This is a genomic window from Halopelagius fulvigenes, from assembly GCF_055398025.1.
Genome location: NZ_AP043846.1, coordinates 2270655 through 2294878, shown reverse-complemented (window position 1 = coordinate 2294878; position 24224 = coordinate 2270655). Strand labels below are relative to the sequence as shown.

Sequence of the window (24224 nt, the reverse complement as noted above, 5' to 3'; positions counted from 1 at the left end):
CCGGGAGCCGACGTTCGCTCTCTCGGCGTCGCCTCAGTCCGTCCGCGGAATCGCGTACGCCCCCGCGGCGAAGAACGCGACTGCCAACGCCGTCAGCACGGCTAAGTTGAACAGCGCACCCCCGGAGGCGTCGGCGTACGTCACCGCGCGGACGCCGCGGGCGAAGTACGTCAACGGCGAGAGGTTCACCGCCGGGCGGAACCACGCCGGCAGGAGGTCGGGCGTGACGAACGTCTCCGAGAGGAACAGGAGGGGCAACGCGATGGCGTTCGACGCCGCGATGACGCCGTCTTGGGAGTCGGCGACGCGGCCGATGACGGCACCGAGGCCGCAGAACAGCGTCACGCCGAGGGCGACGAACGGGACGACCAAGAGCGTCTCGGCGGTCAGCGGAAGCGACACGCCGGTCACGAGAACCGTGAGGACGAGAAGCGCCAACGCGGCGAGGCCGATGACGACGACGTTCACAAGCGTCTGTGCCAGCAACCACTCCGCGCGCGTGAGGGGCGTCGTCGCCAACTTCTCGAAGCGGTTGCCCTCGCGGTGGCGGGCGATGCTCGACCCGACGCGCGAGAGTGGGGTGAACAGGACGACGACGGCGAGGTAGCCGGGGACGTAGTAGCCCGCCGGTTCGGCGAACAGGCCGCCGCCGGTCGGTTGCGTCTGCACCAACGCCCCGAAGATGAGGACGATGATGACGGGGAAGAAGAACGTGAAGAACACCGCCGTCCGGCGGCGGAGGAACGAGTGCCACGACGCGAAGAACGTCGAGCGAACGCGCCCGGCGGCGGTCATCGGCGACCACCTCCCGCCTCGGCGACCGGCGCGTCGGCGTTCGAGTCGGCGTCCGCCTCCGCGGCCGCGTTCGGCCGCCTGCCCGCCTCGAACGACTCGCCCGTCAGCGACAGGTAGACGTCTTCGAGGTCCGGTTCCGTCCACGTCAGCGAGTCGAACGCCACGCCCGCGTCGTCCAACGCGCGCACGGCGTCGCCGATGTCGCGGGGCGTCAGACCCTCGAAGATCAGTTTCTCCCCCCGGGTCGAGACGCTGAACCGCCCGTCGGCGAGGGCGGCGGGGTCGGGGTCCGCCGTCGTCTCCACGAGGAGTCTGCTGTCGCCGCCGTGGGCCGCCACGAGGTCGGCGGGCGTCCCGACGGCGACGGGTTCGCCGTCGTTGAGCAAGCCGACGCGGTCCGACAGGCGTTCGACCTCGGCCATCGAGTGACTGGTGAGAAACACCGTCGTCCCGCCGTCGGCGAGCGATTCGAGCAGGTTCCACAGCGACCGCCGCCCCGCGGGGTCGATGCCCGTCGTCGGTTCGTCCAAGAACAGCACGTCGGGGTCGTTGACGAGGGCCGCCGCGACGCACGTCCGTCGCTTCTGCCCGCCCGAGAGGTTCTCGTACCACGCGTCGGCGTCGTCGCCCTCGATGCCGACGTCCGCCAACGCGGCGTCTGGGTCGCGCGCCTCGTCGTAGAGGCCCGCGTAGTAGGAGACGAGTTCGCGGGCCGTCAGGCGACTCGCGGGCGAGAACGACTGCGGGAGGAGGCCGACGCGGGACTCGTCCACCGCCGCCGGGTCGGACCCGAGGACGCTGACTTCCCCCTCGACGGCCGTCGTCCCGGTCAACGCCCGGACGAGCGTCGTCTTCCCCGCGCCGTTCGGGCCGATGAGTCCGAACACCTCGCCCTCGGCGACGGAGAGCGAGACGCCCGAAAGCGCCTCCACGTCGCCGTAGGACTTGCGGACGCTCTCGGCGACGAGTACCTTGTCCATACCTCCGGTTCGGTGTCGTCCGGTGGTAAGGGATTCGGAATCCGGCGCGGAATCGAACGGGGAACCACCCGACCGACCCGCCGGAGGAGGCTTTAATCCGGCCCCGGCCCCAGGTCCGCCCATGGTCTCCGTGGACAGACGGCGGTTCCTCGGCGCGTCCGCCGCGGCACTCGCGGGCGCACTCGCCGGGTGCGGCGGCGACTCGTCTGGGACGGACACAGCGACGACGGACTCCGACGGTACCGGTACCGCCGCCGGCACCCCGTCGCTCGACGACGCGACGGTCGGACTCGAACGCGTCGCCGAGGGGTTCGCCGCGCCGGTGGACCTCTGCGCGCCGGCGGGAATCGACCGCCGGTTCGTCGCGGACCAACCCGGCGTCGTCTGGTCGGTGACGGAGGACGGCCGCGCCGACAGGCCGTATCTCGACCTCCGGGACCGCGTGGTGGACGTGAGCGGCTACTCCGAGCGCGGACTGCTGGGGATGGCGGCGCACCCCGACTTCGCGGAGAACGGCCGCCTGTTCGTCAGGTACAGCGCTCCGAACCGGGAGGGGACGCCCTCGAACTACAGCCACACGTTCGTCCTGAGCGAACTGACGGTGGACCCCGGCGCGGACGACCCCTCGCCGGCGGAGCGAACGCTGTTGGAGATTCCGGAACCGCAACCGAACCACAACGCCGGGTTCGTCGTCTTCGGCCCGGACGGCTACCTCTACGTCGGCGTCGGCGACGGCGGCGGGAGCGGAGACAGCGGGACGGGACACGCCGAAGACTGGTACGACGCCGTGTCCGGCGGCAACGGGCAGGACGTGACGCGGAACCGCCTCGGGAGCGTCCTGCGGATAGACGTGGATAGCCGCGCGAACGATAGGCCGTACGGGATCCCCGACGACAACCCCCTCGTGGGGCGCGAGGGCTTCGACGAGCAGTACGCGTGGGGCTTTCGCAACCCGTGGCGAGCGAGTTTCGACGGCGAGGACCTGTACGTCGCCGACGTCGGCGAGAGCGCGTACGAGGAGGTGAACCGCGTGGAGAGGGGCGGAAACTACGGGTGGAACGTCCGCGAGGGCACCGCCTGCTTCGAGGCCGACGACTGCCCCTCGGAGACCCCCGCAGGCGAACCCCTCGCGAACCCCGTAATCGAGTACTCCCACTCGGGCGACGGCCCCTCGGGCGCGGCGGTCATCGGCGGGTACGTCTACCGCGGCGACGCGGTTCCGGCCCTCTCGGGGGCGTACGTCTTCGCGGACTGGCAGGCGGACGGCCGCCTGTTCGCCGCGAACCCCGACGCCGGGGAGGTTCCGTGGCCCGTCTCGGAGGTGTCCGTCGTCGGGTCGCCGTCGCTCGGTTCGAACGTCCTCGCGTTCGGCCGCGACGGCGAGGAGTTGTACGTCCTCACGAACGAGGGCGGCGTCTCCGGGTCCTCCGGCGCGCTCTCTCGACTCGTCGCGCCGTGAAAAATCGGGTGCTCTCCCTCGTCAGTCGTTCTGAACGGGTTCGACGGGTGATTCGACGTTCCCGTCGAGGCTCGCGTCGACGTCGACGCGGCGGCCGGAGTCGGCGGACTCGTACGCCGCCTCGGTGAGTGCGGTCACCTTCACCGCGTCCGCGGGGGGAATCTGAGACTCCGCGTCGCCGCGAACTGCGTCGAAGAAGTTGCCGAGTTTCCGCTCCGTGAGGTCCTCGAACGACGGTTCCTCGGGCGTCGCCTCGTACGTCGTCCCGTTCTCGGTGACGCGGATCGTCTCGCCGTCGAAGGAGACGGAGCCCTCGGTGCCCCAGACGGAGAGCATCTCGCCGGGCGCGGGCGCACTCCGCCCCGCGCCGGAGACGCCGACGCTCGCGGTCATGCGGCCGTCGTCGCGTTCGAGCGTCACGGCCAGCGCCGAGTTCACGTCCACGTCCGCGCCGCGGGCGTCCACCGTCGCGGCGACGGCCACGGGCGTACTCCGCGTCGCCCACAGGAGCGAATCGAGCAGGTGCGACCCCGAGTCGTAGAGTTGGCCGCCGCCCGACAGCGCCGGGTTCCCGCGCCAACTGTCGCCGACGGCGTCTATCCACACCTGTTCGAGGTGGCAGGTCGCCATGTGCGGCGTGCCGATGCGGCCCTCGTCGATGACGCGCCGAATCTCCCGGAACCGGTCGTCGAAGTGTCGCTGGTAGCCGACGGCGAGGACGCAGTCGCGCGCCTCCGCCTCGCGGGCGAGGGTGCGCGCGTCCGCCAAGTCCGTCACCATGGGCTTCTCCAGGTGGACGTGGACGCCGCGTTCGAGACACGACATCGCGTGCTCGAAGTGGAGGGTGTGCGGCGAGGAGATGATGGCGGCGTCGGCGTCCACGGCGTCCAGCAGTTCCTCGTGGGAGTCGTACGCCGGCGCGTGCAGTTCCGATTCGAACGTCGCGCGGGCGGACCCGGAGGGGTCCGCGCCGCCGACGATTTCGACGTCGTCGAGCGAGTTTGCGATGTGGCTCTCCAGTCTGCCGAGGGAGCCGAGACCGATTGCGACCACCGAAAGATGCGTCATGCCGTCACCGGGGAGTTCCGGAGTGAAAAACGTTCCGACAAGAACGAAATTCTATCTAAATTGAGACACGACCGATCCGAACGTTTCCGTCCTCTGTAATTCGGATCTGACTCCGCTGAGAAGACGGGTGTTCGATTTGGAGATTGAATGCGAGACGGAGGGGTTCGGTTCGAACACTCTCGCCGGGAGTCCCGCGAGCGAACGAAGTGAGCGAGTGGAACGTCGGTGAGACCATCGAGAAGAGAGGACATCGACCGGAGGGAGATGGCCTCGCCGGGAGTGTCACGTTTTTCACCGACGCGTGAGACGTGTTCACTATGAGCCTCAACTACCGACGACTCGGGACGACAGGGACGAAAGTCTCCGAACTCTGCTTCGGCACGTGGCGGTTCGGCCGGAAGACCGGCGGCGTATTGGAGACGTCGAAGGAGGAGGCGCACGAACTCCTCGACGCCTACGTCGAACGCGGCGGCAACTTCATCGACACCGCCAACGTCTACGGCGACCCGAACGGGACGAGCGAGGACTGGATCGGCGATTGGCTCTCGGACCGCGACAGAGAGCAGTTCGTTATCGCCTCGAAGGTGTACTTCGGCTTCGACGACGACAACCCCAACGGGTCGGGCCTCTCGCGGACGCACGTCCGAAACCAGATAGAGGGGACCTTGGACCGACTGGGCACCGACTACCTCGACCTGTACTACATCCACCGCTGGGACGAGGAGACGCCCATCGAGGAGACGCTCTCGACGCTGAACCGTCTGGTCGAGGAGGGCAAGGTGAACTACCTCGGCGCTTCCACGATGGCGGCGTGGCAACTCACCAAGGCGCTCTGGAAGTCCGACGTGGAGGGCTATGAGCGATTCGAGGTGACCCAACCGCTGTTCCACGCGGGCTACTACGAGGACGTGGCCGACTACCTCGACGTCTGCGGCGACCAAGGGCTGGCGGTCTGTCCGTACTCCCCTCTCGCGGGTGGGTTCCTCACTGGAAAGTACGAACGCGCCGACCCCGACGACCCGACGATAGTCGAAGCGCCCGACGGGTCGCGCGCCGACTTCGACGAACGGTTCGACCAGTTTTACCTCTCCGAACGCGGGTGGCACGTCTTAGACGCCGTGAAGGAAGTCGCAGAGGAGGAAGACGCCACGCCCGCGCAGGTGTCGCTCCGCTGGTTGATGGACTACCCCGACGCCACCGTCGTCCCCATCGTCGGCGCGCGCACCGTCGACCAACTCGACGAGAACGTCGGCGCGGCCGAGGTGGACCTCTCGGACGACCAGTGGGAGCGAATCACGAACGCGCGCTACGACGAGGACGGCGAGCTCTGGGGCCACTCCCGGTAACTCAGGCGTACCCCAAGTCGCGGAGGTAGTCGCAGAGGACGTGCGCGTAGAGGACGACGGCGCTGAAGACGGCCACCCCGCCGAGTCCGACGGCCACGAGGCCGAAGACGAGGACGCCGCCGACGACGTGGTGACTGAGGAGTCGCCGGGGGCGGAGCACGTCGTCGTACCCCGCGAACACCTTCTCCTGTTCTATCAGGCCGACTCGCGGGTTCGTCACGGCCAGTCTGAGGTGTCGCCAGTCGCCGACGACGACCCGCGAGAGGAGGAAGTGGTCCAGATCGACGAAGACGCTCAACAGGACGCCGTACGCGACGAACGCCGCGAGGAGGGGGAGCGACTCGGTTCCGACGAGAAGGAGGGCCGCGACGCTCCCGACGACTGCGCCGACGGCGGCGTGTTCGCCCGACTTCACCGTCTCAAAGCGCCTCGCGGACGCGGCGCGTGATGTCGTCCACGTCGTACTCGTCGTCCGCTTTATCCCAGACCGTCTCGCCGTCCACCGCGACGGTCAGGACGCCGTGGTCGCCGGTCACCAGCGCCACCCTGTCGAGCTTCTCGCCGAACTGCCGCAGGAGCGAGTGCTGAATCTCCTCGGCCCGGTCGAGGAAGCCGCAGGGGACGCAGTACTCGATTTCGACGGTCGTCATGCGCGGACGTTCTCCGCGGAGGAAGGTAAACCCGGCGCGACCGAACGGGCGGCGCGGCGGGCGCGACCGACGCCCCCGGCGTTCACTCGCCGCGGCGGAACCCGAACGGTCGCCAGTAGAGCAGTCCCACGGTGACGAGGAACACCGCCGTCGAGATGTCGTAGGAGAAGTCGAACGCCACCGCGGCGACGGCGGACCCGCCGCCGACGACGCCCGTCAGAAGCGAGACGACGATGGGCCACGAACAGGAGACGCACGACAGGAGGCCGAGGAGTCCCGACACCGCGGACCCCGCGGCGTCGATGACGGTGGCGTAGACGAGGTACGCCAACGCGAGGTAGCCGACGACGCGGGCGGGCATGAGAACGACGGCGGCGTACGGCGTCGAGAGGACGGGCGCCGGTCCCCACCCGGGCGCGAGCGTGGCGATTCTCATTCCCCACTCCGCCCCCGGAACCTGTCCCGCGGCGGTGACGACGACGCCGCCGGCGACGGCGAGGAGGGCCGCGTAGCCGACGGCGACGGCGGCGGCCCGACGCCGCGTCGTCCTGTCCGTCGGGGCCACGTCGGTTTTCCAGACGGCGAGGACGCCGACGAGTATCCAGACGAGTCCGTACAGCGCGTACCGCGGTCGGGTGACCGAGATGCCCGCCGCCGCGACGTAGGCGAGAGCGGCGAGAACGAGCGTGTTGGCGAGGAGTCCGGCGAGGAGGAGGTCGTCGCGCGAGGGCCGGGAGAACGCGGCGGAGACGGAGGTCATAGCGCCAACGTGTCCACGACGACGGCGAGAAGCACCGTGCCGAGATAGGCGTTCGAGGCGTGGAACGCGCGGAACGCCGCCCGCTCGCTCTGCTCGTAGTGCAGGCGGACGACGAAGTAGAGGAACAGGCCCCCGAACGCGACGCTCGTGAGCGCGTACAGCAGTCCCAGCGCTTCCGTCGCCGCCAGCACGCCCGCGGCGACGAGCGTCGCCCCGAGGTACCAGAGGATGTGCTTCCGCGTCGTCGTCTCGCCGCGGACGACGGGCATCATCGGGAAGCCGCCGCGCTCGTAGTCGTCCTTGTACGCCAGCGCGAGGTTGTAGAAGTGCGCGGGCGTCCACAGGAAGATGACCGTCGCCAAGACGAGGCCGCCGAGTCCCACGTCGCCCGTCACGGCGACCCAGCCGATGAGCGCCGGGAGCGCGCCCGCCGCGCCGCCGACGACGGTGTTCTGCACCGTGTTGGGCTTCAGCATCAGCGTGTAGACGACGCTGTAGAAGATGATGGCAGCGAGGCCGAGCACCGCCGCGAGAACGTTCACCCACGCGAACAGCGCGAGCGACGCCGCCGCGAGGGCGAGTCCGAACGCGATGGCGTTGCGGACGGGGACGAGGTCGGTGGCCAGCGGTCGGTCGTTCGTCCGCGACATCCGGCGGTCGATGTCCCGCTCGAAGACGTGGTTGAACGTCCCCGACGCGCCGATGGAGAGGACGCCGCCGCCGAGCGTCGCCAGCACTATCTCGGGGGAGAGTCCCCCGGTCGTCGCGCTCGCGAGGGCCATCCCCGCCGAGGCGACGAGACAGAGCAGCCACATCAGCCGCGGTTTCATCATCCGGAAGTACGCGTTCGCCGTCGCCTTCGCGCGGGCGAGGGGGGCGGTCGGAACCTCCGGGCCGTGCGACTCCGCGGGCGGGAGGTCCGGTTCCGGGTGGCCGGTCGGCGACTCCGAGGGGTCGCCGGTCTCGGATTCGAGCGACCATGCCAACGCCGCCACGAGGCCGCCGAAGATGGCCATCCCGACGGCGAGGTGGAGGGCGGAGAGCGTCCCGCCGCCGCCTTCCGTGGCGACGAGAGCGCCGAGTCCCGCCTGCACCGGGTACAACGCGCCGGCGACGAGCATCGGCACGAGGACGCGACGCTCGACGTCGGCGCGGAGGGCGGCGACGAGCGTCACGACGCCGAGCAGTCCGACGGCCACCGCCGCGATTCGGTGGCCGATGGCCACCCACCCGGCGAGCGTCGTCGGCGTGGCGAAGCCGTCACCGCAGGCGGGCCACGCAGTACACGCCGCGGCGGCGTCGGTCACGGCCGTCGTCGCTCCGACGAGTAACAGGAGATAGACGCCCATCGCCGTCGCCGCGAGGAGGCCGTGGACGGTATCGTGTGTGCGAGTCGATTCCACGAGTAAGCACCTGAGAGCGGTTTCGAACGCACTCTATTTAGGACCCGCGCTTTCGCCCGTGGGGGCCGCTGTGCGGGAGTCAGCAACTATTTAGGCCCTTGTTCCTAACCCTCGATAAGATGCGAAAGACGCGCTTGGCGCTCGTTCCTCTGCTCTCGATGCTGGCGATGGCGCTCGCCGCACTCCCCGTCGCGGCGCAACCGTCGTCTAGCGCGCAGTTGATCAACGAGCTGAACGGAAAACTCCTGTACGTGGCAGTACCCATCACCCTGCTCGTGGAGGCCATCCTCCTCTACACGGTGGTGAAGTTCCGGAACAGCGGTAACCCGCTTCCGACGCGGGAGAACCGTCGCCTCGAAATCACCTGGACCATCGCGACGGCCATCATCCTGCTCTTCGTCGGCGTTGCGTCGTACGGCGTCCTCGCGGACGTGACGTACACGCAGGGTTACAACGCCGCGGAACCGCAGGTCGAACAGGGTCAGGGCGACCCCGTGGTCGTCCGCGCAGAAGCGTACCAGTGGGGCTGGGAGATGTCGTACCCGCAGGCGGGTAACTTCACGACCGGCACCGAGATAGTCGTCCCCAAGGACAGGACCGTCATCATCCACGTGACCAGTCGGGACGTGGTACACGCGTTCCACGTGCCCGAGTTGGGCCTGAAGCAGGACGCGATGCCCGGACAGCTCAACACCATCAACACCGTCCCCTACGAGACGGGGACGTACCAAGGCTACTGCGCGGAGTACTGCGGCGTCTCCCACTCGCAGATGTACTTCACCATGAAAGTCGTCCCGCAGGACGAGTACCAGCAGTGGCTGAGCGAGCAACAGAACAGCAGTAGCGGCGGTAACAGCACCAGCACCGGCGGCAGCGGCGGTAACAGCACCAGCGGTAGCGGCGGTAACAGCACCAGCGAAGGGCAGTAACGTAACCGTCCACCCGCACTTTCTTCGGCCGACTCAACGCGCCCAGCGGAGGGTGTCGCATCCTCGATCCGTCGTCCGGCGACTGCGTCTACAGTTCCTTCTTCATCTCGACGACGGTCCCTGTCACCCCCGTAGACTCGTGACCCGAGAACTCGTGGGTGTACTCTCTCACTCGCACGTATCCGCGGGCCTCGTAGAACGAGACCGCGTTGAGCGAGGCCGAGAGCCCGAGCGTGCGGACGTTGTGCGTTCTGGCCCGCCGTTCCAACTCCGAATAGACACTCGTCCCCACGCCCCGGCGAACGGCCGAGGGGTGGACGTACACCCCCGTGACCTCCGCATCTACGTCCGCTTCGTACCCGTCCGGGGGGAGCAGTTTCAACGAACCGAACGCCTCGACTTCCCCGTCGAGTTCCGCGACGATGAACTCTCTCTCGTTTGCCTCGATGGCCGAGACGTAGTCCGCGGACTCGCATCCCTCGGCCCACGCGTCTACCTGCTCTCGGCTGTACGCTCGCGGACCGAGTTCTTCGATAGCACGGTAGTGGACGGTCCGGATAGCGTCGGCGTCGGCGGGGGTCGCGTCCCGAGTCCTCATGCGCGTCTCTCCGCTAGCGGGCGGATTGAAGGTTCGGTGAAGGGCGGTACTGCGACACGCCCCTCGCGTCGGGTTCCGAGACTACGCTGCACGGGTCGACCGCCTCATCCGCGCCGTTCGAGGATGCGGTCGACGATTCGGCCCGTCGAGAGCAGTTCGCCGTCGTACCGCGCTTCGCAGGGCGACGCGCGGGTCACGTCGCAGTCGATGCCGCGTTCCGCGAGGGCGGCGCGGATGCCGTCCTCGTCGTGGTGTTGGTCGTGGCCGAGGACGATGACGTCGGGTTCGATGCGTTCGATGGGGACGAAGATGTCCTCGCGGTGGCCGAGGTGCGCCTCCGCGACCATCTCCAAGGCGTCCACCATGTCCCGGCGTTGCCTGTCGGGGAGGACGGGTTTCGCCTTGTGGGTGACGTTCTCCCGCCGCGCGACGATGACGTGGAGTTCGTCGCCGAGGGCGGCGGCGTCGCGAAGGTAGTGCAGGTGGCCGGGGTGGAGGATGTCGAACGTCCCCTGCGCGATGACTCTCTCGGTCATGCGTCGTCCAGGTCCAAGTCGTCCTCGGTGAAGTCGAAGAACTCCTCGGGGTCGTCCAGTTCCACGTCGAGGACGTCCAAACTCCGTTGGTCGCCGTACTGGTCGAACGCCCGCCAGTCGGTTCGTTCGTACGGCGCGCCGACGATGATGTGGACCTTCCCGTTGCCGAACGTGTCCAAGTCGGCGTCGCTGGGGCGGAGGACGCCGTTCGGGTGGGAGTGAATCGACCCGACGGCGCGCATGTCGTTGGGAATCATGTTCGAGTCCACGGTGGCACTCGTCGGGTCGGACTTCGTCCCCGGAACGATGAGGACGTCCGTGATGACCGTCCCCTGTCGGTCGAGTCCGAGACTCCGTGCGTCTTCTCCGCGCAGGAACCCCATGTACTCGTTGGGGTGCGTTTCGCGGGAGGCCTCGAGTGCGAACTCGAGTGCGTCCTCGGCGATGCCGAGAATCTCTCCCGACCGAAAGAGGCGCATGCTACGAACTCCGGCGCGTCGCCTTCTAAGAGTTGCGGTCCTGCCGACGGCGGAATCGGCAGACGGCATCGGATTCGCCGATCGACCCCCGGCGATTCGGAAGCGTCAGCCTCACCACCGTCACCGTCCGACGGGGAGTATGGCCGCAGACGACGCCCCCGAGACGCCGACGCCGGAGGAGATTCGAACCCGCGTCGAATCGCTGTTCGACGCGCCCGCGACGGACCTGACCGAACTCGACGGCGGGTTCGTCGGAACCGTCTACCGCGTCTCCGTCTCGGGCCGCGACCCCCTCGTGGCGAAAGTCGGGGGCACGCCGCTCACCGTCGAAGCCGAGATGCTCCGGTATCTCGCCGCGGAGTCGCCGATTCCCGTCCCCGAGGTGTTCCACGCCGAGGACGACTTGCTCGTGATGGAGTTCGTCGAGGGCGAGGCGGACCCGACGTTCGGCCCCGCCCTCCAACGGAACGTCGCGGACCACCTCGCCGCCCTCCACGGGGTGACCGCCGACGCCTTCGGGTTCCCGCGGGACACGCTGAGCGGTCCGTACCGCCAGCCGAACCCGTGGACCGACTCGTGGGTCGAGTTCTACCGCGACCACCGCCTCCGCCACTGCGCGGACGAGGCAGTCGCCGAGGGGAGTCTCCCCGCCCCGTATCGGCGGCGAATCGAGGCGTTCGCCGAGGACATCGACGCCGTCCTGACCGAACCCGACGCGCCCGCCCTCGTCCACGGCGACGTGTGGGAGGCGAACCTCGTCGTCTCCGGCGCGGAGGTGCGGGCGTTCTTGGACCCCGCAATCTACTACGGCCACCCGGAGGTCGAACTCGCCTACGTCGTCGGAACGAACGCGTTCGGAGACGCGTTCTTCGACCGCTACCGCGAACGCCGCGGCGTCGAAGACGGCTTCTTCGAGGAGCGACGCCCGGCGTACCGCCTCTACCCGATTCTCGAACACGTCCGGGTGTTCGGCGACCGCTACCTCTCGGAGTTGGACGAGGCGTTGGAGCGTCTCGGCTACTGACCGGCGGGACGCGCCGCCGGGCGCACGTATCGCCGTACCGCCGGCCGGTCCCGCGGTTCAGCGCGAGATATCACCCCGCACCGCTCGTCGGCGTATCATGTAAAGCTTAACACCGCCCGACTACTAGGCGCGACCATGACTCTCGAAAACGCCGGAGATTCCGGCGGCGAGTCGGCTCCGGATTCGGACGCCGACTCGCGACCTGTCGTCTTCGATCTCGCACCGAACTGCACGCTCGACGATGCGGACGTGAACGAGAACTACCACGCCGTCGTCAACGGCGTCGTCGAGTACGGTATCTTCGTCGATATCTCCGACGAGGTGTCGGGTCTCGTCCACGAATCGAACCTCGACCGCACCTACGAGGTCGGCGACCGCCTCATCGTCAGCCTCGACGAGGTGAAGGAGAACGGCGACGTCGCCTTCTCCGCGGTGGACCCCTCCGACTACCGAACCGTCGTCGTCGAACACGAACACGACATCACGCCCATCGCGGACCTCTCCTCCGGCGACGCCGTCCACGTCGAGGGAGTCGTCGCGCAGATAAAACAGACGGGCGGTCCGACCATCTTCCGCATCGTGGACCAGTCCGGCATCGTCTCCGCCGCCGCGTTCGAGGAGGCCGGCGTCCGCGCCTACCCCGACGTCGAACTCGGCGACGCCGTCCGCCTCGGCGGAAGCGTCGAGAACCACGAGGAGAGCCTCCAGTTGGAGGTCGAATCGCTCACGAAACTCGACGGCGACGCCGCCGCCGACGTCCGCGACCGAATCGACGACGCCCTCGAAGCCCGCGCGGAACCCGCCGACGTCGACCCCCTCGTCGAGTGGGACGCCTTCGAGAAACTCCGCGACGACCTGCGCGAGGTGGCGCGCCTACTCCGCCGAACCGTCCTCGAAGGGCGGCCCATCCGCGTCCGCCACCACGCCGACGGCGACGGCATGTGCGCCTCCGTCCCGGTCCAACTCGCCGTGGAGAACTTCATCGCGGAGGTTCACGACGACCCCGACGCGCCGCGGCACCTGTTCAAGCGCCTCCCCTCGAAGGCTCCGTTCTACGAGATGGAGGACGTGACCCGCGACCTGAACTTCGCGCTCGAAGGCCGCGCGCGCCACGGCCAGAAACTCCCCCTCCTCCTCATGCTCGACAACGGGTCCACCGAGGAGGACGTACCCGCCTACGAGAACCTCGCGCACTACGACGTGCCCATCGCCGTCGTGGACCACCACCACCCCGACCCCGAGGCGGTGAACCCCCTCCTGGACGCGCACGTCAACCCGTACCTGTACGACGAGGACTACCGCATCACGACTGGCATGATGTGCGTCGAACTCGCGCGGATGATCGACCCCTCCATCAGCGACAGTCTGCGCCACGTCCCCGCCGTCGCCGGCCTCTCGGACCGGTCGAAGGCCGAGGCGATGTCCGACTACGTCGCTCTCGCCGAGGAGGAGGGGTACGACCGCGAACAACTGCTCGACGTGGGCGAGGCCCTCGACTACGCGGCCCACTGGCTCCGCTACAGCGACGGACAGACCATCGTCAACGACGTGCTGAACGTCGGGTGCGACGACGAGGAGCGACACGAGGAACTGGTCGAGTTCCTCGCCACCCGCGCGGAACGCGACGTGGAACGCCAACTCGAAGCCGCCGAGTCCCACCTCGAACACGAACGCCTCAACAGCGGTGCGCACCTCTACAAGATAGACTTAGACGAGTGGGCGCACCGCTTCACCTACCCCGCGCCGGGCAAGACCACCGGCAAACTCCACGACCGGAAGGTGACCGAACTCGAAGAACCGGTCATCACCATCGGCTACGGGCCGGACTTCGCCGTCCTCCGCTCCGACGGCGTCCGACTCGACATCCCGCGGATGGTCGCCGAGTTGAACGAGGAAGTCGTCGGCGGCGGTGTCTCCGGCGGCGGTCACCTCGTCGTCGGGTCCATCAAGTTCGTCAAGGGGATGCGCGAGGAGGTCATCGACAGCCTCGTCCGCAAGATGGCCGACGCCGACATCGACGAGGAGATCTCCTCGCAGGCGTCCGTCGAAACGGACCTGCAGTAGGACCGCTCAGGCGTCGAACCGAACCGTCTTCTTCGTCACCCACGCCGCGAGCGCCAGCGAACAGAGCGCACCGACGACGAGCGTCGCCGTCGTCTTCGTCTTCTTCCCCCACCGCCCGCCGCCGGGTTCGCTCGCCCGCCAGTCGGCCTCGAACGCCGCCGCGTAGTACGACGCCGGGCCCTCGCCGACGAGTTCGAGGACGACTTCGCGGTTCTCCGTCGCGGCGCGGTCGTTCCAGTTGAGACTGCCGACGAACGCCCGTTCGCCGTCCACGACGGCGCCCTTCGCGTGGACCTTTCCGAACCGCCCGTCCGGACGGGCGACTCTCGCTTCGATGTCGTACCCCCTCTCCCGGAGCGTCTCCGTCCGGTTCACCAGCGCCGCGTTCGCCTCCTCGTCGTACCACGCGTTCGACAGCAGTATCCTGACGCGGACGCCCCGGCGCGCCGCCCGTCGGAGCGCGTCGAAGAAGCGACTCTCCGGGTCCACCCGCGGGGCGAGAACGTCGATACCGCGCTCCGCCCCGTCGAACCGTTCGACTATCGCCGACCCGGCGTTCCCGGGCGCGGTCAGGACGCGCACCTCCCCGACGGCGACGGACTCGGCGGCGGTGGACTCGGAGACGACCCGCCGCGGGAAGTCGCCCTCGACGGGCGAGGAGTCCGCGAACGTTCGCCCGCGCCGGTACTCCCGCCACGGCGCGGCGTCCGCGCCGCCGAAGTCGTGTGCGAACACCGACGCGAGTTCCGCGGCGGTTCGCGCGTCATCGACGCGGACGCCCCACCCGCGGTTCTTCCGGCCGCCGGTCCCGGTGGGTTTCCAGTTCTCCGTCGAGACGAGGGCCGCCCCGTCCGCGACGGCGTACTTCACGTGGTGGTAGTCGAACCGCGCCCGCGGACCGGAGACGACGCGGACGGCGACGCCCGCCCGCGTGAGTCTCGTCAGCGTCTCCGCCTGCCGCGTCGAGACGCCGCCGACGGGGCTCCCCTCCACGAGGACTCGCACGTCCGCGCCGCGGCGGTGGGCAGCCACGAGTGCGTCGGCGACCCGAGTCGAGGAGAGCGTGTAGCCAGCGAGCAGGATTCGCTCGTCGGCCCTCCGGAGCGTCTCGCGGACGACGCTCGGGTCGTCGGGGAGGACGAACGCCGTCGCGTTCGCCGGGCCGGCGGAGACGGGTTCGCGGAGGGCTAACCCGCGCGGGACCCACCGTTCGGTCGTCGCGTTCCAGCGTTCGGCGTCGGGCGCGCGCCCGTACGTCGTTTCGCCTACGACGACGCCGCCCCGCCGGAGGACGAGACGTTCGCCCGCGTTCGACAGGTCGAGGCGCGCGGCGACGACCGGACGGTCCGTCAGGTTCCGCGCCCGCGACGGGTCGGAGGCGACGGCGACGACGCCGGCGTCGGGCGGGACGGAGGCGTTCGATTCGCCGTCCGAGAGCGTCAGATTCGCCGCTCCGCCGGTGCGGACGACGACGAACTCGCCGGTATCGCCGTCCGTCAGGGGGTTCGGGTAGGCCGAGAGAATCGACGGCGACCGACCGGAACCGTCCGGCGTCGACGTCGCGTCTGCCGTCGCGTTCCCTGTCGTCGGCGCGTTCCCTGTCGCCGTCGCACCCGCTGCCGTTCCGACGCCGTGCGAGGACTCGGCGGGGGCGGGCGCGGCGGCGACTGGCGCGACGAGCGAACAGAGCACCCAGCAGACGGCGAGCATCGGGGCGGCGCGGGTGAGCGACACGGCGGGGGTGGCCGCCCCATCCCACTTGAACGCTCGGAGGGCCGGGCGGGGTCAGAAGACGACAAGCAGGGCCGCCACGACGACGGAGACGTAGACGGTGACGACGGCGGCGTAGCGGACGTACTCCCGCCAGTCGAAGCCGTAGACGATCCCGAGGACGCCGACGAACAGGAAGCCGAGCCAGAGGTTCGAGACGCCCGCCCCGTACATCACCGAGACAAGCGAGGGGACGAGGTCCGCGCCCGCGGCGACCACGGCCGGTCCCTGCACGACCCACACCGACCCCGGACTCGGAATCAGCACGCCGACGAGGAGGGCGACGACGTAGGAGGCGACCTGCGTGAACCCCGTCGCCGCCAGCGCGTCGCCGATAGCGGCGTACAGGCCCGCCTCGGACAGCAGGGCGTACACGCCGGCGTACAGCAGAAACGGGATGGCGACGTGGTTCGCCCACCGGGTCGCGTTTCGGGTCTTCGCGACGAACGCCATCGGTCGCTCCTGGACGAGGATGCCGAGCATCATCAGCCCGAACAGGAGCCACAGGAGCGTCAGCCCGCCGCCCGTGGCGAAGTACGCGCCGAACGAAATCGCGCCGAGCAGGAACGTCACGACGCTGATGAGGCGGGACTGTTCGAGTCTATCGGCGACCACCCACTCCTCGGCCGGCGGCGGTTCGTAGTGCGCGAACGACTCCGCTATCGTCCCCTCCAGGAGTGACGTGTACGACGACAGCGGTTCGCGCTCGCTCTCGTCGTCGGGAGCCAACGCCGCCAGTATCGCCGGGAGGGTGAACAGGAACAGGAGCACGGAGACGACGTTCGCGGGGTGGAGCAGGAACGCCGACACGTCGGCGACGAGTCGCCCCTGCTCGGGGTTCACGAGGAAGTTCGTCGTCCCCTCGGCGTCGGCCATCATCAGCGCCCCCGGACTCGACAGGCCGACGTTCGCGACAACCAACGAGAGGAGGGCGGCGGTCAACACCAGCGGGTAGTGGACCCGAACGCCGTTTTCCTCCGCCTCCCGGCAGAGTCGCTGGCCGACGTAGACCGCACCGATGAGGCCGAACGCCCAGTTGACCCACCCCAACAGCACGGCGAGGAACCCCGTCGCGTAGACGACCGACCGCTGGCTCCCCGTCGGCACCGCGCCGGCGAGTCGGTCGAGCAGTCGGCCGACCCGCCGCGATTCGACGACGGTGGCCGACAGCACCCAAAGCAGGATGAGCGGCATCTGGACGGTGAACAGCGCGAAGAAGCCGGTCGCGAACAGTTCCAGTTGCGTCACGGCCGGCAGGTACGGAATCGTGACCAGCAGTGCGAGTACCGCGAGCAGGGCCGCGAGGGTCAGCGACTCGGGGAAGAACTGTCCCATGGCGGGGACGAACCCGTCGTCGCCGTCCGCCGTCGCCGCGCCGGAGGTGTCTGTCGCCATCTCACGACACCTCCTAGAGGACCCCCATCCCCATGAGCAGCGCGCCGATTCCCATCACGATGCCGCTGAAGACGAACAGGACGCCGACGTAGCCCATCATGTCGCGGATGGACAGTCCCGCGATGCCGAGGACGGGAAGCGCCCAGAACGGCTGGATCATATTCGTCCACTGGTCGCCCATGGCGAACGCGACGACGGTCTTGTCGATGGCGACGCCTTGGATGCTCTGTGCGGCGTTTATCATCACGTTCCCGGTGACGACCCACTGGCCGCCGCCGGAGGGGACGAAGAAGTTCACCGTCCCCGCCGAGAGGAATGCCGCGAGGTACCACGTCGTCTCCGTCGAGTACTGCGCGGCGGTCTGAGCGATGAGCGTGGCCAGCCCCGACCACGCCATGATGCCCATGATGCCGCCGTAGAACTGGAACTGGATGAGTATCTGGCTCGCCCCCTCGATGGCGTCCCGGAAGACGTCGATGTAGCTCCGGAGCGTCATGTGGAAGATGAAACCCAACCCGAACATCACGGAGATGAAGACGTTCAGGTTGAACACCGACATGAAGTCGTTCGTGGCGAACAGGTAGCCGAGGTATATCCAGATGAGGACGCCGAGGCTCACGCAGACGGCCTTGCTGTCCAACAGCGCGGACTTCCACCCGGCCTCGCGCAGACGAGTGGGCGGGACGGCCGCGCCGCCGTCCGTGACCGGTTGTTCGGCCTTTCGGAGTTGCTCTTCCGGGACGGTTATCAGGTCCTCATCGTCGTCCGGGGCCATGAGCGGCATGAGGACGACGGTCACCAGCACGACTCCCGCGACGATGACGAGGTTGGCCGGGCTGAAAATCGTCTGCGAGACGGGGATGACGCCGATCTGGCCCGCGAGGAAGTGGTCCGGCGTCGCGACGAGAAGCGGCGCGGCGCCGGAGAGCCCCTGGTGCCACGGGAGCAGTCCGGCGTAGGCCGTCGCCACCAAGAGCGGGTAGTGGACGTCTACGCCCTTCTGTTCCATCGCGATGCCGACTTCGCGCGCGAAGATTGCCGAGGCGATGAGGACGACGCCCCAGTGGAACAGTCCGAACACCATCCCGACGACCGCGGTGGCGAATATCGCCTGCGTCTGCGTCTCCGGAACGTCGGCGACGCGTCGGAGCACCCGCTTTATCGGCGGCGAGTCGGCGAACGCCCACCCGGTCATGAGGGCGAGAGACGCCTGCATCGAGAAGGTGAGGACGTACCAGAACCCCCGGCCCCAGTGGGCCACCACCTCGCCGGGCCCCTTGTTCGTGAAGACGACGGCGAGAAGCATCGTCGCGAACGTGAGCAGGAGCGCGAAGATGAACGCGTCCGGCAGGAAGCGCTGGACGATTCGGCTCGCGCCGTCGCCCAGGCGCGTGAAGAAACTCCGATCCGAAGCGGAGCTCATCTGTCGATCCTCCCCCGATACCGAACCCGGTTAGCTGTCGTTTCCATGAATCGCCACCCAACGGCCGATGTTGACGCGGTAATTTCATAAAAGTTAGTGTATAATTCGGCGGCCGGTCAGAGCGCGAGGTACGGCCCGACGGCGAAGAGGACCGCGCCCAGCGCCACCTTCAATCGGGCCGGGTCGACCAAGTGGGCGATTTTCCAGCCCGCGACGACGCCGACGAGCAGGGGCGTACCGACGAGGACGGCGAGTGGAAACAGGACGTTGCCCTGCACGAAGTACCCCGAGGCGGCGAACGCCGCGATGAATATCGACTGCACCTGCGCGACGGCGAGGGCGGGCAGCATCGGGACGCCGACGAGCACCAAGGCGGGCACGGCGATGACGGGGCCGCCGACGCCCAGGAGTCCGCTCGCGACGCCGAGGCCGAACCCGAGGACGGCGAGGACGACCCGTCCCATCGTCGTCGCCACGTCGAGGTCGTAGACGGGGCTGAGTCCGCGCCGCTCCCGGTAGACGAGGACGACGCCGGTGACCATCGCGACCGCGCCGAGGAGGACGCCGAACAGGTCGCGGGGGACGAACGAGTTCGCGTACGCCCCGAGGAACGCGCCGGCGACGCTGGAGACGCTCAGGATGGCCGCCATCGTCCGACTCCCGCTCAGGTGCATCTCGCCGGAGTACGTGTACATCGCGCTCGCGAGCAGACCCGTGGCGACGAACGTCAGGTGGGCGGTGCCGGCCACCTCCCCCGACGAAATCGGCGTCAGCGAGTAGAGGGCGATGGTGACGAAGATGCCGCCCGGACCGATGGTCGTGATGCCGACGCCGGAGACCAGCGCGATCAGGACGAGGGTCAACTGGAGCGCCGGGTCGAACGGGAAGTTCACCGTCCGGTCACCCCGTCTCTTCGACCGCGACTCCGACCCCGACGACGCCGGAACGGGTCGCTCTCGCCGCCCTCGGGCGTCGGCCGTCGGTCGGCGTCGCGGGTCACCGGTCCATCTCGGGGCCGCTCTCCGGCCGGGCGAGCACCTCGTCGAGCAGAACCTCCGCGATTCGCTCGTTCGTCTCCGGGCTGTAGTGCCCGCCCTCGCCTCGCTCGACGTACAGCGACTCCACGTCGCCGTCCGCCGACAGGTGCCGAGCCACGTCGACGGTTTCGAGCGCCGGGTAGCGCTCGTCGAGTCGGTCCAGCAGGTCGCCGTAGATGGGGCCGTGGTCCTCCTCGTACGCCGCGTAGCGGAGTTGCTGGACCATCACGAACACCGGCGTGAACTCCCGCTCCTCGGCGTACTCGACGAACTCGCCGACGATTGCGGAGAACAGGTCCTCCTTCTCGTCGAACAGCGCCTCGTGGTACTTCACCCGGGGCTGTTCCAGTTCGACGGTCGTCCGGGTCAGGCCCTCGCCGGGGTCGACTCCCGGGACGGAGACGCCGTACTCGCGTTCGACGTCCCGGAGCGCCGCGTAGAGCGCGTACCGCAGGTGGCGGGAGTCGCCGAACAGGGCCGGCGCGTACGGGAACTCCACCAAGTGCGGCTTGAACCAGTGTTCGTAGTGGTAGTCGTGGCTCCGGAGGAACTCCGCGTAGTCTTCGAGGTGGAGGAGGTCCTCCCTCTCGCGGATGGGGGACTCGACGAGTCGCAGTTCGCCGTCCTCCAGCACGTACCGCGGCTTCACCGCGAGGACGTTGCCGAACTCCTGGTAGTGCTTCCAGACGCTCAGGATGCGAGCGATGGACGACGCGGTGACGACCATGAACACGTAGTCGGTCGGGTCCTCGGGGTACCTCCGCTTCAGGCGGAGGAGTCCTTGGTCGAGGCCGTAGTTCCCGCCGCCGTAGTTGCCGACGTGGGCGTCTATCTTCTCGGCGAGGTGGTTCTGGAACGTCTCGTCGTCGTCCACCTCCCGGCAGAAGCAGTACGAGTCGCCGTACGTCGAGACGCGAACGTCCTCCTCCCGGCGGTCCCTCGCGGGGCACACCCGACTCCCGTACTCGTCCGTCGAGTACGTGACCACCGTCCGAACCTCCTCGCCGGGGAGGTGTTCGCCGGTGTCCTTCTGCTTCGTCGTGTTCGGTTGGGGACTCCACCCTAACTCCGGGTCGAAGCTGGTGAACTTCCCCAGCAACTCCCGGTCGACGTCCGGGAACTCCTCCATGACGACCGTGGGGATGCTGTTGAGGCCGCTCCCGTACCGCTTCAGCGTCCGATACGAGACGACTTCCAGCGCGGCCAACGCGGCGGCGACGGCGAGGGCCTTCGCTCCCGTTCGCCAGTCACTCATAGTCCGTCGGTAGGGTTGTGAACGATAAATAATTATGGTCGTCGCGGGTTCGGTGAAGGCGGCGAGACGCCCGGCGCCGTCGATTCGCCGACTTCGGAGTTCTCGCGCGACGGGGCGGGGACCGGCGGTCGAACCGGGGAGCAGAGGTCGGAACGTCGCTTACGCGGTCGGCTTCTCGGTGCCCGCGGCGTCGGACTCGTCGGAGGAGAGCCACTCGGCGGCGATCTCGGCCTCGTTCTGGACGAGGAACGAGCGGTCGTCGGTGTACTCCGCGGCCGCTTGCAGCGCGTCGTCGGTTCCGATTTGGCGAAGCGCCCACGCCGCGGCGGCGCGGACGTTGTTACTCTCGTCGTTCTTCAGGGAGTCGGTCAGCGGCTTCACCGCGCGCGTGTCGCCGATGAGGCCGAGGGCGCGCGCGGCCAACGGGCGCACCGTGTCGCTCTCCATCTCCAGTTTGTCCGCCAGCGCCTGCGTCGCGTCCGGCGAGCCGATTTCGCCGAGGGCCTTGAACGTCACCTTCTGGAGTTGCGGGTCGGAGTCGGCGTCGACGTACTCCGCGAGGGTTTCGACGGCCTCCTCCGCGCCGCGTCCCATCTTCCCGAGCGCTTTGATGGCCTGCTTGTCGCGGCGTTGGGCGAGTTGGTGCATCTCCTCGAACGCCTCGGGGTCGCCCAGTCGGATGAGCGCCTCCATGCAGTGTCGCTCCATGAAGTCCGACTGGAGGCTGTCCATCGCGAGCAGAATCATGTCCACGCGGCCGCGCTTCTCCCACTCCTTGAGTGCGGCCCACTCGGGCGGATAGTCCTTGTAGTGGCCGAGAACGTCGTAGTACCCCTCCGCTTCGAGCTTCTCGTTCGTCTCCAAGTCGTCCCACTCTTGGGCGTCTTCGAGTCCCGATTCCAGTCCGTCGGTCGCTTCCAGAAGCGACGCGATGGTCTCCTCGTCGTCGTCGGCGTCGAGGTCAGCCCGTTCGACGGCGGTGATGCTCTCGTCGAGGGTCGCGATCAAGGCGCTCTCCGACGCTCCGGTGACGGTGAGGGACGCGCCGAGAATCTCGTTCACGTCGGCGGCGAACGACTCGACGACGTCGACGATTTCGTCCTCGCCGCGTTCGGTCCAGCGGGTGTCGGAAATCTTCGACTGCGCGGACTCGATGTCTTCGACGACGTCTTCGCCGTAGGGGCCGCGCTTCGCTTCGAGTTCGTCGCGAAGCTCCGAGAGGGTCGATTCGAGCTCCTCGCGGGGGTCTTCGGCGTCCTCGTCCTCCTCGTCGTCCTCGTCGGATTCCGGGAACTCGGCCGCATCGAAGTCGGACTCGATGCTGTCGAGTCTCGCCTCCACGTCGTCGAGGTCGGACTCGGTTTCGGCGGCTTCCAGTTCCTCGCGCGCCTCTTCGAGGCGCGTCTCCAGAGACTCGGGCGTGATGGCTACCGACTCGTCGGTATCTTCCGCTCCGGACGATTCTTCGGCGGGCGTCTCGTCGTCCCCGTCGCTCATATGCGAGAACTCGGAGCGTGTACGAAAAGAGCGTTTCCCTTCGGATTTCGTGTCCGACCCGAAGGCGAAGACGCTTGGGGCCGTGCCGACCGGCGCCCTACCCATCGCCGCGGGCCATGACACGGTCCCGCGACGGACGAACTCGGTCGTACGCTGGCGGTGAGTACTGTGACGGATGCTGACAGCCAGCGGTCTCTCTTCGTCGGGGACGCACTTGACGGTACCGCGGCGCTTCAGTCGATGCGTCGATGCATCACGGTGTGAGAGTGTGCCCCGCGTACGAACGTTCGCACCTCCGGCCGAGAACGTCCGCTCGGGCGCCGTTACCGCGCGATTCGTCCGGCGCGCCCGGCGTGCGTCGTTACCGTTCGATGGAGACGACGGCGTCCGCGGAGACTGCTATCCATCCGTCCGCGTTCCCTCGCTCGGAGAAGACAGTCCGGTCCGGAGACGTCTGGTGCGCGAAGACGGTGGCGTTCGATTCGTCGGGACCGCTGGCGCCCGAGTCCCAAGCGTCCGTAGGTTCCATGAAGGAGCGATACGGACGCGTCGGTATGAGCGTATTGATTTAGGAACCGTCCCGAAATCTGTCGGGTAACCGTCAACCCCGCGCGAACTTCCGCGGTCGGTAGGGGTTTTGGTGCGTCGCCCGAACGACCGACGATGACCGATTCGCTGTTCACGCCGTTGACGCTTCGAGGGACGGAGCTGCCGAACCGGGTGATGGTGTCGCCGATGTGTCAGTACTCCGCCGAGGACGGACTCGCGAGCGACTGGCACCTCGTCCACCTCGGCAGTCGGGCCGTCGGCGGCGCGGGCGTCGTGATGACGGAAGCCACCGCGGTGTCGCCGCGCGGCCGCATCTCGCCCGGCGACCTGGGAATCTGGTCCGACGAACACGCCGACGCCCTCGCGCCGGTCGCGGACTTCGTCCGGTCGCAGGGGAGCGTCCCGGCGATCCAACTGGCGCACGCCGGACGCAAGGCCAGCAAGCGACCGCCGTGGGAGGGTTCGACCCCGATTCCGGAGGACGAGGGCGGGTGGGAGGTCATCGCGCCGAGCGACGACCCCTACCCCTACGAGGAGGGCGACGCGCCCGAGACGCGGTCGATGACCGCGGAGGACATCGACGCCGTAATCGACCAGTTCCGCTCGGCCGCGGAACGCGCACTGGAGGCCGGATTCGAGATAGCCGAGGTGCACGCCGCCCACGGCTACCTCCTCCACGAGTTCCTCTCACCGGTGACGAACCACCGCGACGACGAGTACGGCGGGTCGTTCGAGAACCGCACCCGCCTCGTCCGCGAGGTGACGGAGGCGGTCCGCGACGTCTGGCCAGAGGAGAAGCCCGTCTTCGTCCGCATCTCCGCGACGGACTGGTTGCCGGACCGCGAGTCGTGGGACGTAGAGCAGTCGGCGCGCCTCGCCCCCCTCCTCGCGGAGGCGGGCGCGGACCTCGTCGACGTGAGTTCCGGCGGCACCCACCCCGACCAGCAGATTCCGCACGCGGGGCCGGGCTATCAGGTCCCCTACGCAGAACGCGTGAAGGAGGCGACCGACATCGCCGTCGGCGCGGTCGGCGGCATCACCGAACCCGAACACGCGGACGCCATCGTCCGGAACGGACGCGCCGACCTCGCCGTCGGCGGGCGGGAGCACCTCCGGAACCCCTACTTCGCGCTGGAGGCGGCCCACGAACTCGGCGAGGACGTCGAGTGGCCCGTGCAGTACCACCGCGGCACGTTCGACTGACGGC

At 68.5% G+C, this 24224-nt stretch carries 23 protein-coding genes; 6 read left to right on the top strand and 17 right to left on the bottom strand.

Features of this window, described 5'->3' with window-relative positions; translation table 11 throughout:
- Positions 1-33 precede the first annotated feature (33 nt).
- Positions 34-795, bottom strand: a complete 762-nt coding sequence (locus ACZ522_RS16615) for an ABC transporter permease (RefSeq protein WP_379697111.1) — start codon at positions 793-795, stop codon at positions 34-36.
- Positions 792-1775 carry an ABC transporter ATP-binding protein gene (locus tag ACZ522_RS16610; protein WP_379697114.1) on the bottom strand — a complete coding sequence of 328 codons (984 nt, stop codon included), beginning with the start codon at positions 1773-1775 and terminating at the stop codon, positions 792-794. Before ACZ522_RS16610 ends, ACZ522_RS16615 begins: the two co-directional genes overlap by 4 nt.
- Before the next feature lie 121 nt (positions 1776-1896).
- On the opposite strand from ACZ522_RS16610, the gene ACZ522_RS16605 reads away from it, so the two are divergent.
- Positions 1897-3234 carry a PQQ-dependent sugar dehydrogenase gene (locus ACZ522_RS16605; protein ID WP_379697116.1) on the top strand — a complete coding sequence of 446 codons (1338 nt, stop codon included), beginning with the start codon at positions 1897-1899 and terminating at the stop codon, positions 3232-3234.
- Between the two features lie 21 nt (positions 3235-3255).
- Here the strand turns inward: ACZ522_RS16605 and ACZ522_RS16600 are convergent, their stop codons facing one another.
- A complete protein-coding gene (locus ACZ522_RS16600; protein WP_379697119.1) occupies positions 3256-4302 on the bottom strand; it encodes a Gfo/Idh/MocA family protein in 1047 nt (348 codons plus the stop codon).
- 317 nt (positions 4303-4619) lie between these two features.
- Between ACZ522_RS16600 and ACZ522_RS16595 the strand changes: the two genes are divergently transcribed.
- A complete protein-coding gene (locus ACZ522_RS16595; protein ID WP_379697122.1) occupies positions 4620-5648 on the top strand; it encodes an aldo/keto reductase in 1029 nt (342 codons plus the stop codon).
- 1 nt (position 5649) lies between these two features.
- Here ACZ522_RS16595 and ACZ522_RS16590 read toward each other — a convergent pair whose 3' ends face one another.
- From ACZ522_RS16590 to cyoE, 4 genes are all read right to left on the bottom strand, one after another.
- Positions 5650-6063 (bottom strand): hypothetical protein, encoded by a 414-nt coding sequence (locus ACZ522_RS16590; protein ID WP_379697124.1) that lies wholly within the window; start codon positions 6061-6063, stop codon positions 5650-5652.
- A gap of 4 nt (positions 6064-6067) precedes the next feature.
- On the bottom strand, positions 6068-6298 hold the full coding sequence (locus tag ACZ522_RS16585; protein WP_379697126.1) for a SelT/SelW/SelH family protein: 231 nt from the start codon (positions 6296-6298) through the stop codon (positions 6068-6070).
- Between the two features lie 82 nt (positions 6299-6380).
- On the bottom strand, positions 6381-7058 hold the full coding sequence (locus ACZ522_RS16580) for a DUF7546 family protein (RefSeq protein WP_379697129.1): 678 nt from the start codon (positions 7056-7058) through the stop codon (positions 6381-6383).
- Entirely contained in the window at positions 7055-8407 is a 1353-nt protein-coding gene (gene cyoE, locus ACZ522_RS16575; protein ID WP_379699872.1) for a heme o synthase, read from the bottom strand. Before cyoE ends, ACZ522_RS16580 begins: the two co-directional genes overlap by 4 nt.
- Positions 8408-8580: 173 nt before the next feature.
- Here cyoE and coxB point away from each other — a divergent pair, with 173 nt between their 5' ends.
- On the top strand, positions 8581-9390 hold the full coding sequence (coxB, locus tag ACZ522_RS16570) for a cytochrome c oxidase subunit II (RefSeq protein WP_379697131.1): 810 nt from the start codon (positions 8581-8583) through the stop codon (positions 9388-9390).
- 88 nt (positions 9391-9478) lie between these two features.
- Here the strand turns inward: coxB and ACZ522_RS16565 are convergent, their stop codons facing one another.
- The 3 genes from ACZ522_RS16565 to ACZ522_RS16555 form a co-directional block, all read right to left on the bottom strand.
- Positions 9479-9988: a GNAT family N-acetyltransferase gene (locus ACZ522_RS16565; RefSeq protein WP_379697134.1), complete on the bottom strand. Its 510-nt coding sequence runs from the start codon at positions 9986-9988 to the stop codon at positions 9479-9481.
- Positions 9989-10092: 104 nt separating this feature from the next.
- Complete coding sequence (locus ACZ522_RS16560; protein ID WP_379697137.1) at positions 10093-10524, bottom strand: FAD synthase family protein; 432 nt, start codon at positions 10522-10524, stop codon at positions 10093-10095.
- On the bottom strand, positions 10521-11003 hold the full coding sequence (locus tag ACZ522_RS16555; RefSeq protein ID WP_379697140.1) for a Mov34/MPN/PAD-1 family protein: 483 nt from the start codon (positions 11001-11003) through the stop codon (positions 10521-10523). The genes ACZ522_RS16560 and ACZ522_RS16555 overlap by 4 nt, the downstream gene beginning before the upstream one ends.
- A 139-nt stretch (positions 11004-11142) precedes the next feature.
- Between ACZ522_RS16555 and ACZ522_RS16550 the strand changes: the two genes are divergently transcribed.
- Entirely contained in the window at positions 11143-12027 is an 885-nt protein-coding gene (locus tag ACZ522_RS16550; RefSeq protein ID WP_379697143.1) for a fructosamine kinase family protein, read from the top strand.
- A 135-nt stretch (positions 12028-12162) separates the two neighbouring features.
- The gene (locus ACZ522_RS16545; RefSeq protein ID WP_379697146.1) at positions 12163-14091 is read left to right on the top strand and encodes a DHH family phosphoesterase; all 1929 of its coding nucleotides are present in this window, start codon (positions 12163-12165) and stop codon (positions 14089-14091) included.
- A gap of 6 nt (positions 14092-14097) precedes the next feature.
- On the opposite strand, the gene ACZ522_RS16540 is transcribed toward ACZ522_RS16545, so the two are convergent.
- The 7 genes from ACZ522_RS16540 to ACZ522_RS16510 form a co-directional block, all read right to left on the bottom strand.
- Entirely contained in the window at positions 14098-15825 is a 1728-nt protein-coding gene (locus ACZ522_RS16540) for a phospholipase D-like domain-containing protein (protein WP_379697149.1), read from the bottom strand.
- A gap of 51 nt (positions 15826-15876) precedes the next feature.
- Positions 15877-17256 carry a TIGR00366 family protein gene (locus tag ACZ522_RS16535; protein ID WP_379697152.1) on the bottom strand — a complete coding sequence of 460 codons (1380 nt, stop codon included), beginning with the start codon at positions 17254-17256 and terminating at the stop codon, positions 15877-15879.
- 13 nt (positions 17257-17269) lie between these two features.
- Positions 17270-18679: a short-chain fatty acid transporter gene (locus tag ACZ522_RS16530; protein WP_379697155.1), complete on the bottom strand. Its 1410-nt coding sequence runs from the start codon at positions 18677-18679 to the stop codon at positions 17270-17272.
- A 116-nt stretch (positions 18680-18795) separates the two neighbouring features.
- Positions 18796-19572 carry a sulfite exporter TauE/SafE family protein gene (locus ACZ522_RS16525; protein WP_379697159.1) on the bottom strand — a complete coding sequence of 259 codons (777 nt, stop codon included), beginning with the start codon at positions 19570-19572 and terminating at the stop codon, positions 18796-18798.
- 103 nt (positions 19573-19675) lie between these two features.
- Positions 19676-20971, bottom strand: coding sequence for a hypothetical protein (locus ACZ522_RS16520; protein ID WP_379697161.1), 1296 nt, complete (start codon positions 20969-20971; stop codon positions 19676-19678).
- A 159-nt stretch (positions 20972-21130) separates the two neighbouring features.
- Positions 21131-22468, bottom strand: coding sequence for a HEAT repeat domain-containing protein (locus ACZ522_RS16515; protein WP_379697163.1), 1338 nt, complete (start codon positions 22466-22468; stop codon positions 21131-21133).
- 361 nt (positions 22469-22829) lie between these two features.
- Positions 22830-22997: a hypothetical protein gene (locus tag ACZ522_RS16510; RefSeq protein WP_379697166.1), complete on the bottom strand. Its 168-nt coding sequence runs from the start codon at positions 22995-22997 to the stop codon at positions 22830-22832.
- Between the two features lie 134 nt (positions 22998-23131).
- On the opposite strand from ACZ522_RS16510, the gene ACZ522_RS16505 reads away from it, so the two are divergent.
- Positions 23132-24220 (top strand): NADH:flavin oxidoreductase/NADH oxidase, encoded by a 1089-nt coding sequence (locus ACZ522_RS16505; RefSeq protein WP_379697168.1) that lies wholly within the window; start codon positions 23132-23134, stop codon positions 24218-24220.
- Positions 24221-24224 lie beyond the last annotated feature (4 nt).

What these genes read in the sequence shown, in the direction of transcription:
- ACZ522_RS16615 (WP_379697111.1), bottom strand. Translation starts at nt 795, where the DNA reads ATGACCGCCGCCGGGCGCGTTCGCTCGACGTTCTTCGCGTCGTGGCAC.
- ACZ522_RS16610 (WP_379697114.1), bottom strand. Translation starts at nt 1,775, where the DNA reads ATGGACAAGGTACTCGTCGCCGAGAGCGTCCGCAAGTCCTACGGCGAC.
- ACZ522_RS16605 (WP_379697116.1), top strand. Translation starts at nt 1,897, where the DNA reads ATGGTCTCCGTGGACAGACGGCGGTTCCTCGGCGCGTCCGCCGCGGCA.
- ACZ522_RS16600 (WP_379697119.1), bottom strand. Translation starts at nt 4,302, where the DNA reads ATGACGCATCTTTCGGTGGTCGCAATCGGTCTCGGCTCCCTCGGCAGA.
- ACZ522_RS16595 (WP_379697122.1), top strand. Translation starts at nt 4,620, where the DNA reads ATGAGCCTCAACTACCGACGACTCGGGACGACAGGGACGAAAGTCTCC.
- ACZ522_RS16585 (WP_379697126.1), bottom strand. Translation starts at nt 6,298, where the DNA reads ATGACGACCGTCGAAATCGAGTACTGCGTCCCCTGCGGCTTCCTCGAC.
- ACZ522_RS16580 (WP_379697129.1), bottom strand. Translation starts at nt 7,058, where the DNA reads ATGACCTCCGTCTCCGCCGCGTTCTCCCGGCCCTCGCGCGACGACCTC.
- cyoE (WP_379699872.1), bottom strand. Translation starts at nt 8,407, where the DNA reads ATGGGCGTCTATCTCCTGTTACTCGTCGGAGCGACGACGGCCGTGACC.
- coxB (WP_379697131.1), top strand. Translation starts at nt 8,581, where the DNA reads ATGCGAAAGACGCGCTTGGCGCTCGTTCCTCTGCTCTCGATGCTGGCG.
- ACZ522_RS16565 (WP_379697134.1), bottom strand. Translation starts at nt 9,988, where the DNA reads ATGAGGACTCGGGACGCGACCCCCGCCGACGCCGACGCTATCCGGACC.
- ACZ522_RS16560 (WP_379697137.1), bottom strand. Translation starts at nt 10,524, where the DNA reads ATGACCGAGAGAGTCATCGCGCAGGGGACGTTCGACATCCTCCACCCC.
- ACZ522_RS16555 (WP_379697140.1), bottom strand. Translation starts at nt 11,003, where the DNA reads ATGCGCCTCTTTCGGTCGGGAGAGATTCTCGGCATCGCCGAGGACGCA.
- ACZ522_RS16550 (WP_379697143.1), top strand. Translation starts at nt 11,143, where the DNA reads ATGGCCGCAGACGACGCCCCCGAGACGCCGACGCCGGAGGAGATTCGA.
- ACZ522_RS16545 (WP_379697146.1), top strand. Translation starts at nt 12,163, where the DNA reads ATGACTCTCGAAAACGCCGGAGATTCCGGCGGCGAGTCGGCTCCGGAT.
- ACZ522_RS16535 (WP_379697152.1), bottom strand. Translation starts at nt 17,256, where the DNA reads ATGGCGACAGACACCTCCGGCGCGGCGACGGCGGACGGCGACGACGGG.
- ACZ522_RS16530 (WP_379697155.1), bottom strand. Translation starts at nt 18,679, where the DNA reads ATGAGCTCCGCTTCGGATCGGAGTTTCTTCACGCGCCTGGGCGACGGC.
- ACZ522_RS16520 (WP_379697161.1), bottom strand. Translation starts at nt 20,971, where the DNA reads ATGAGTGACTGGCGAACGGGAGCGAAGGCCCTCGCCGTCGCCGCCGCG.
- ACZ522_RS16515 (WP_379697163.1), bottom strand. Translation starts at nt 22,468, where the DNA reads ATGAGCGACGGGGACGACGAGACGCCCGCCGAAGAATCGTCCGGAGCG.
- ACZ522_RS16510 (WP_379697166.1), bottom strand. Translation starts at nt 22,997, where the DNA reads ATGGAACCTACGGACGCTTGGGACTCGGGCGCCAGCGGTCCCGACGAA.
- ACZ522_RS16505 (WP_379697168.1), top strand. Translation starts at nt 23,132, where the DNA reads ATGACCGATTCGCTGTTCACGCCGTTGACGCTTCGAGGGACGGAGCTG.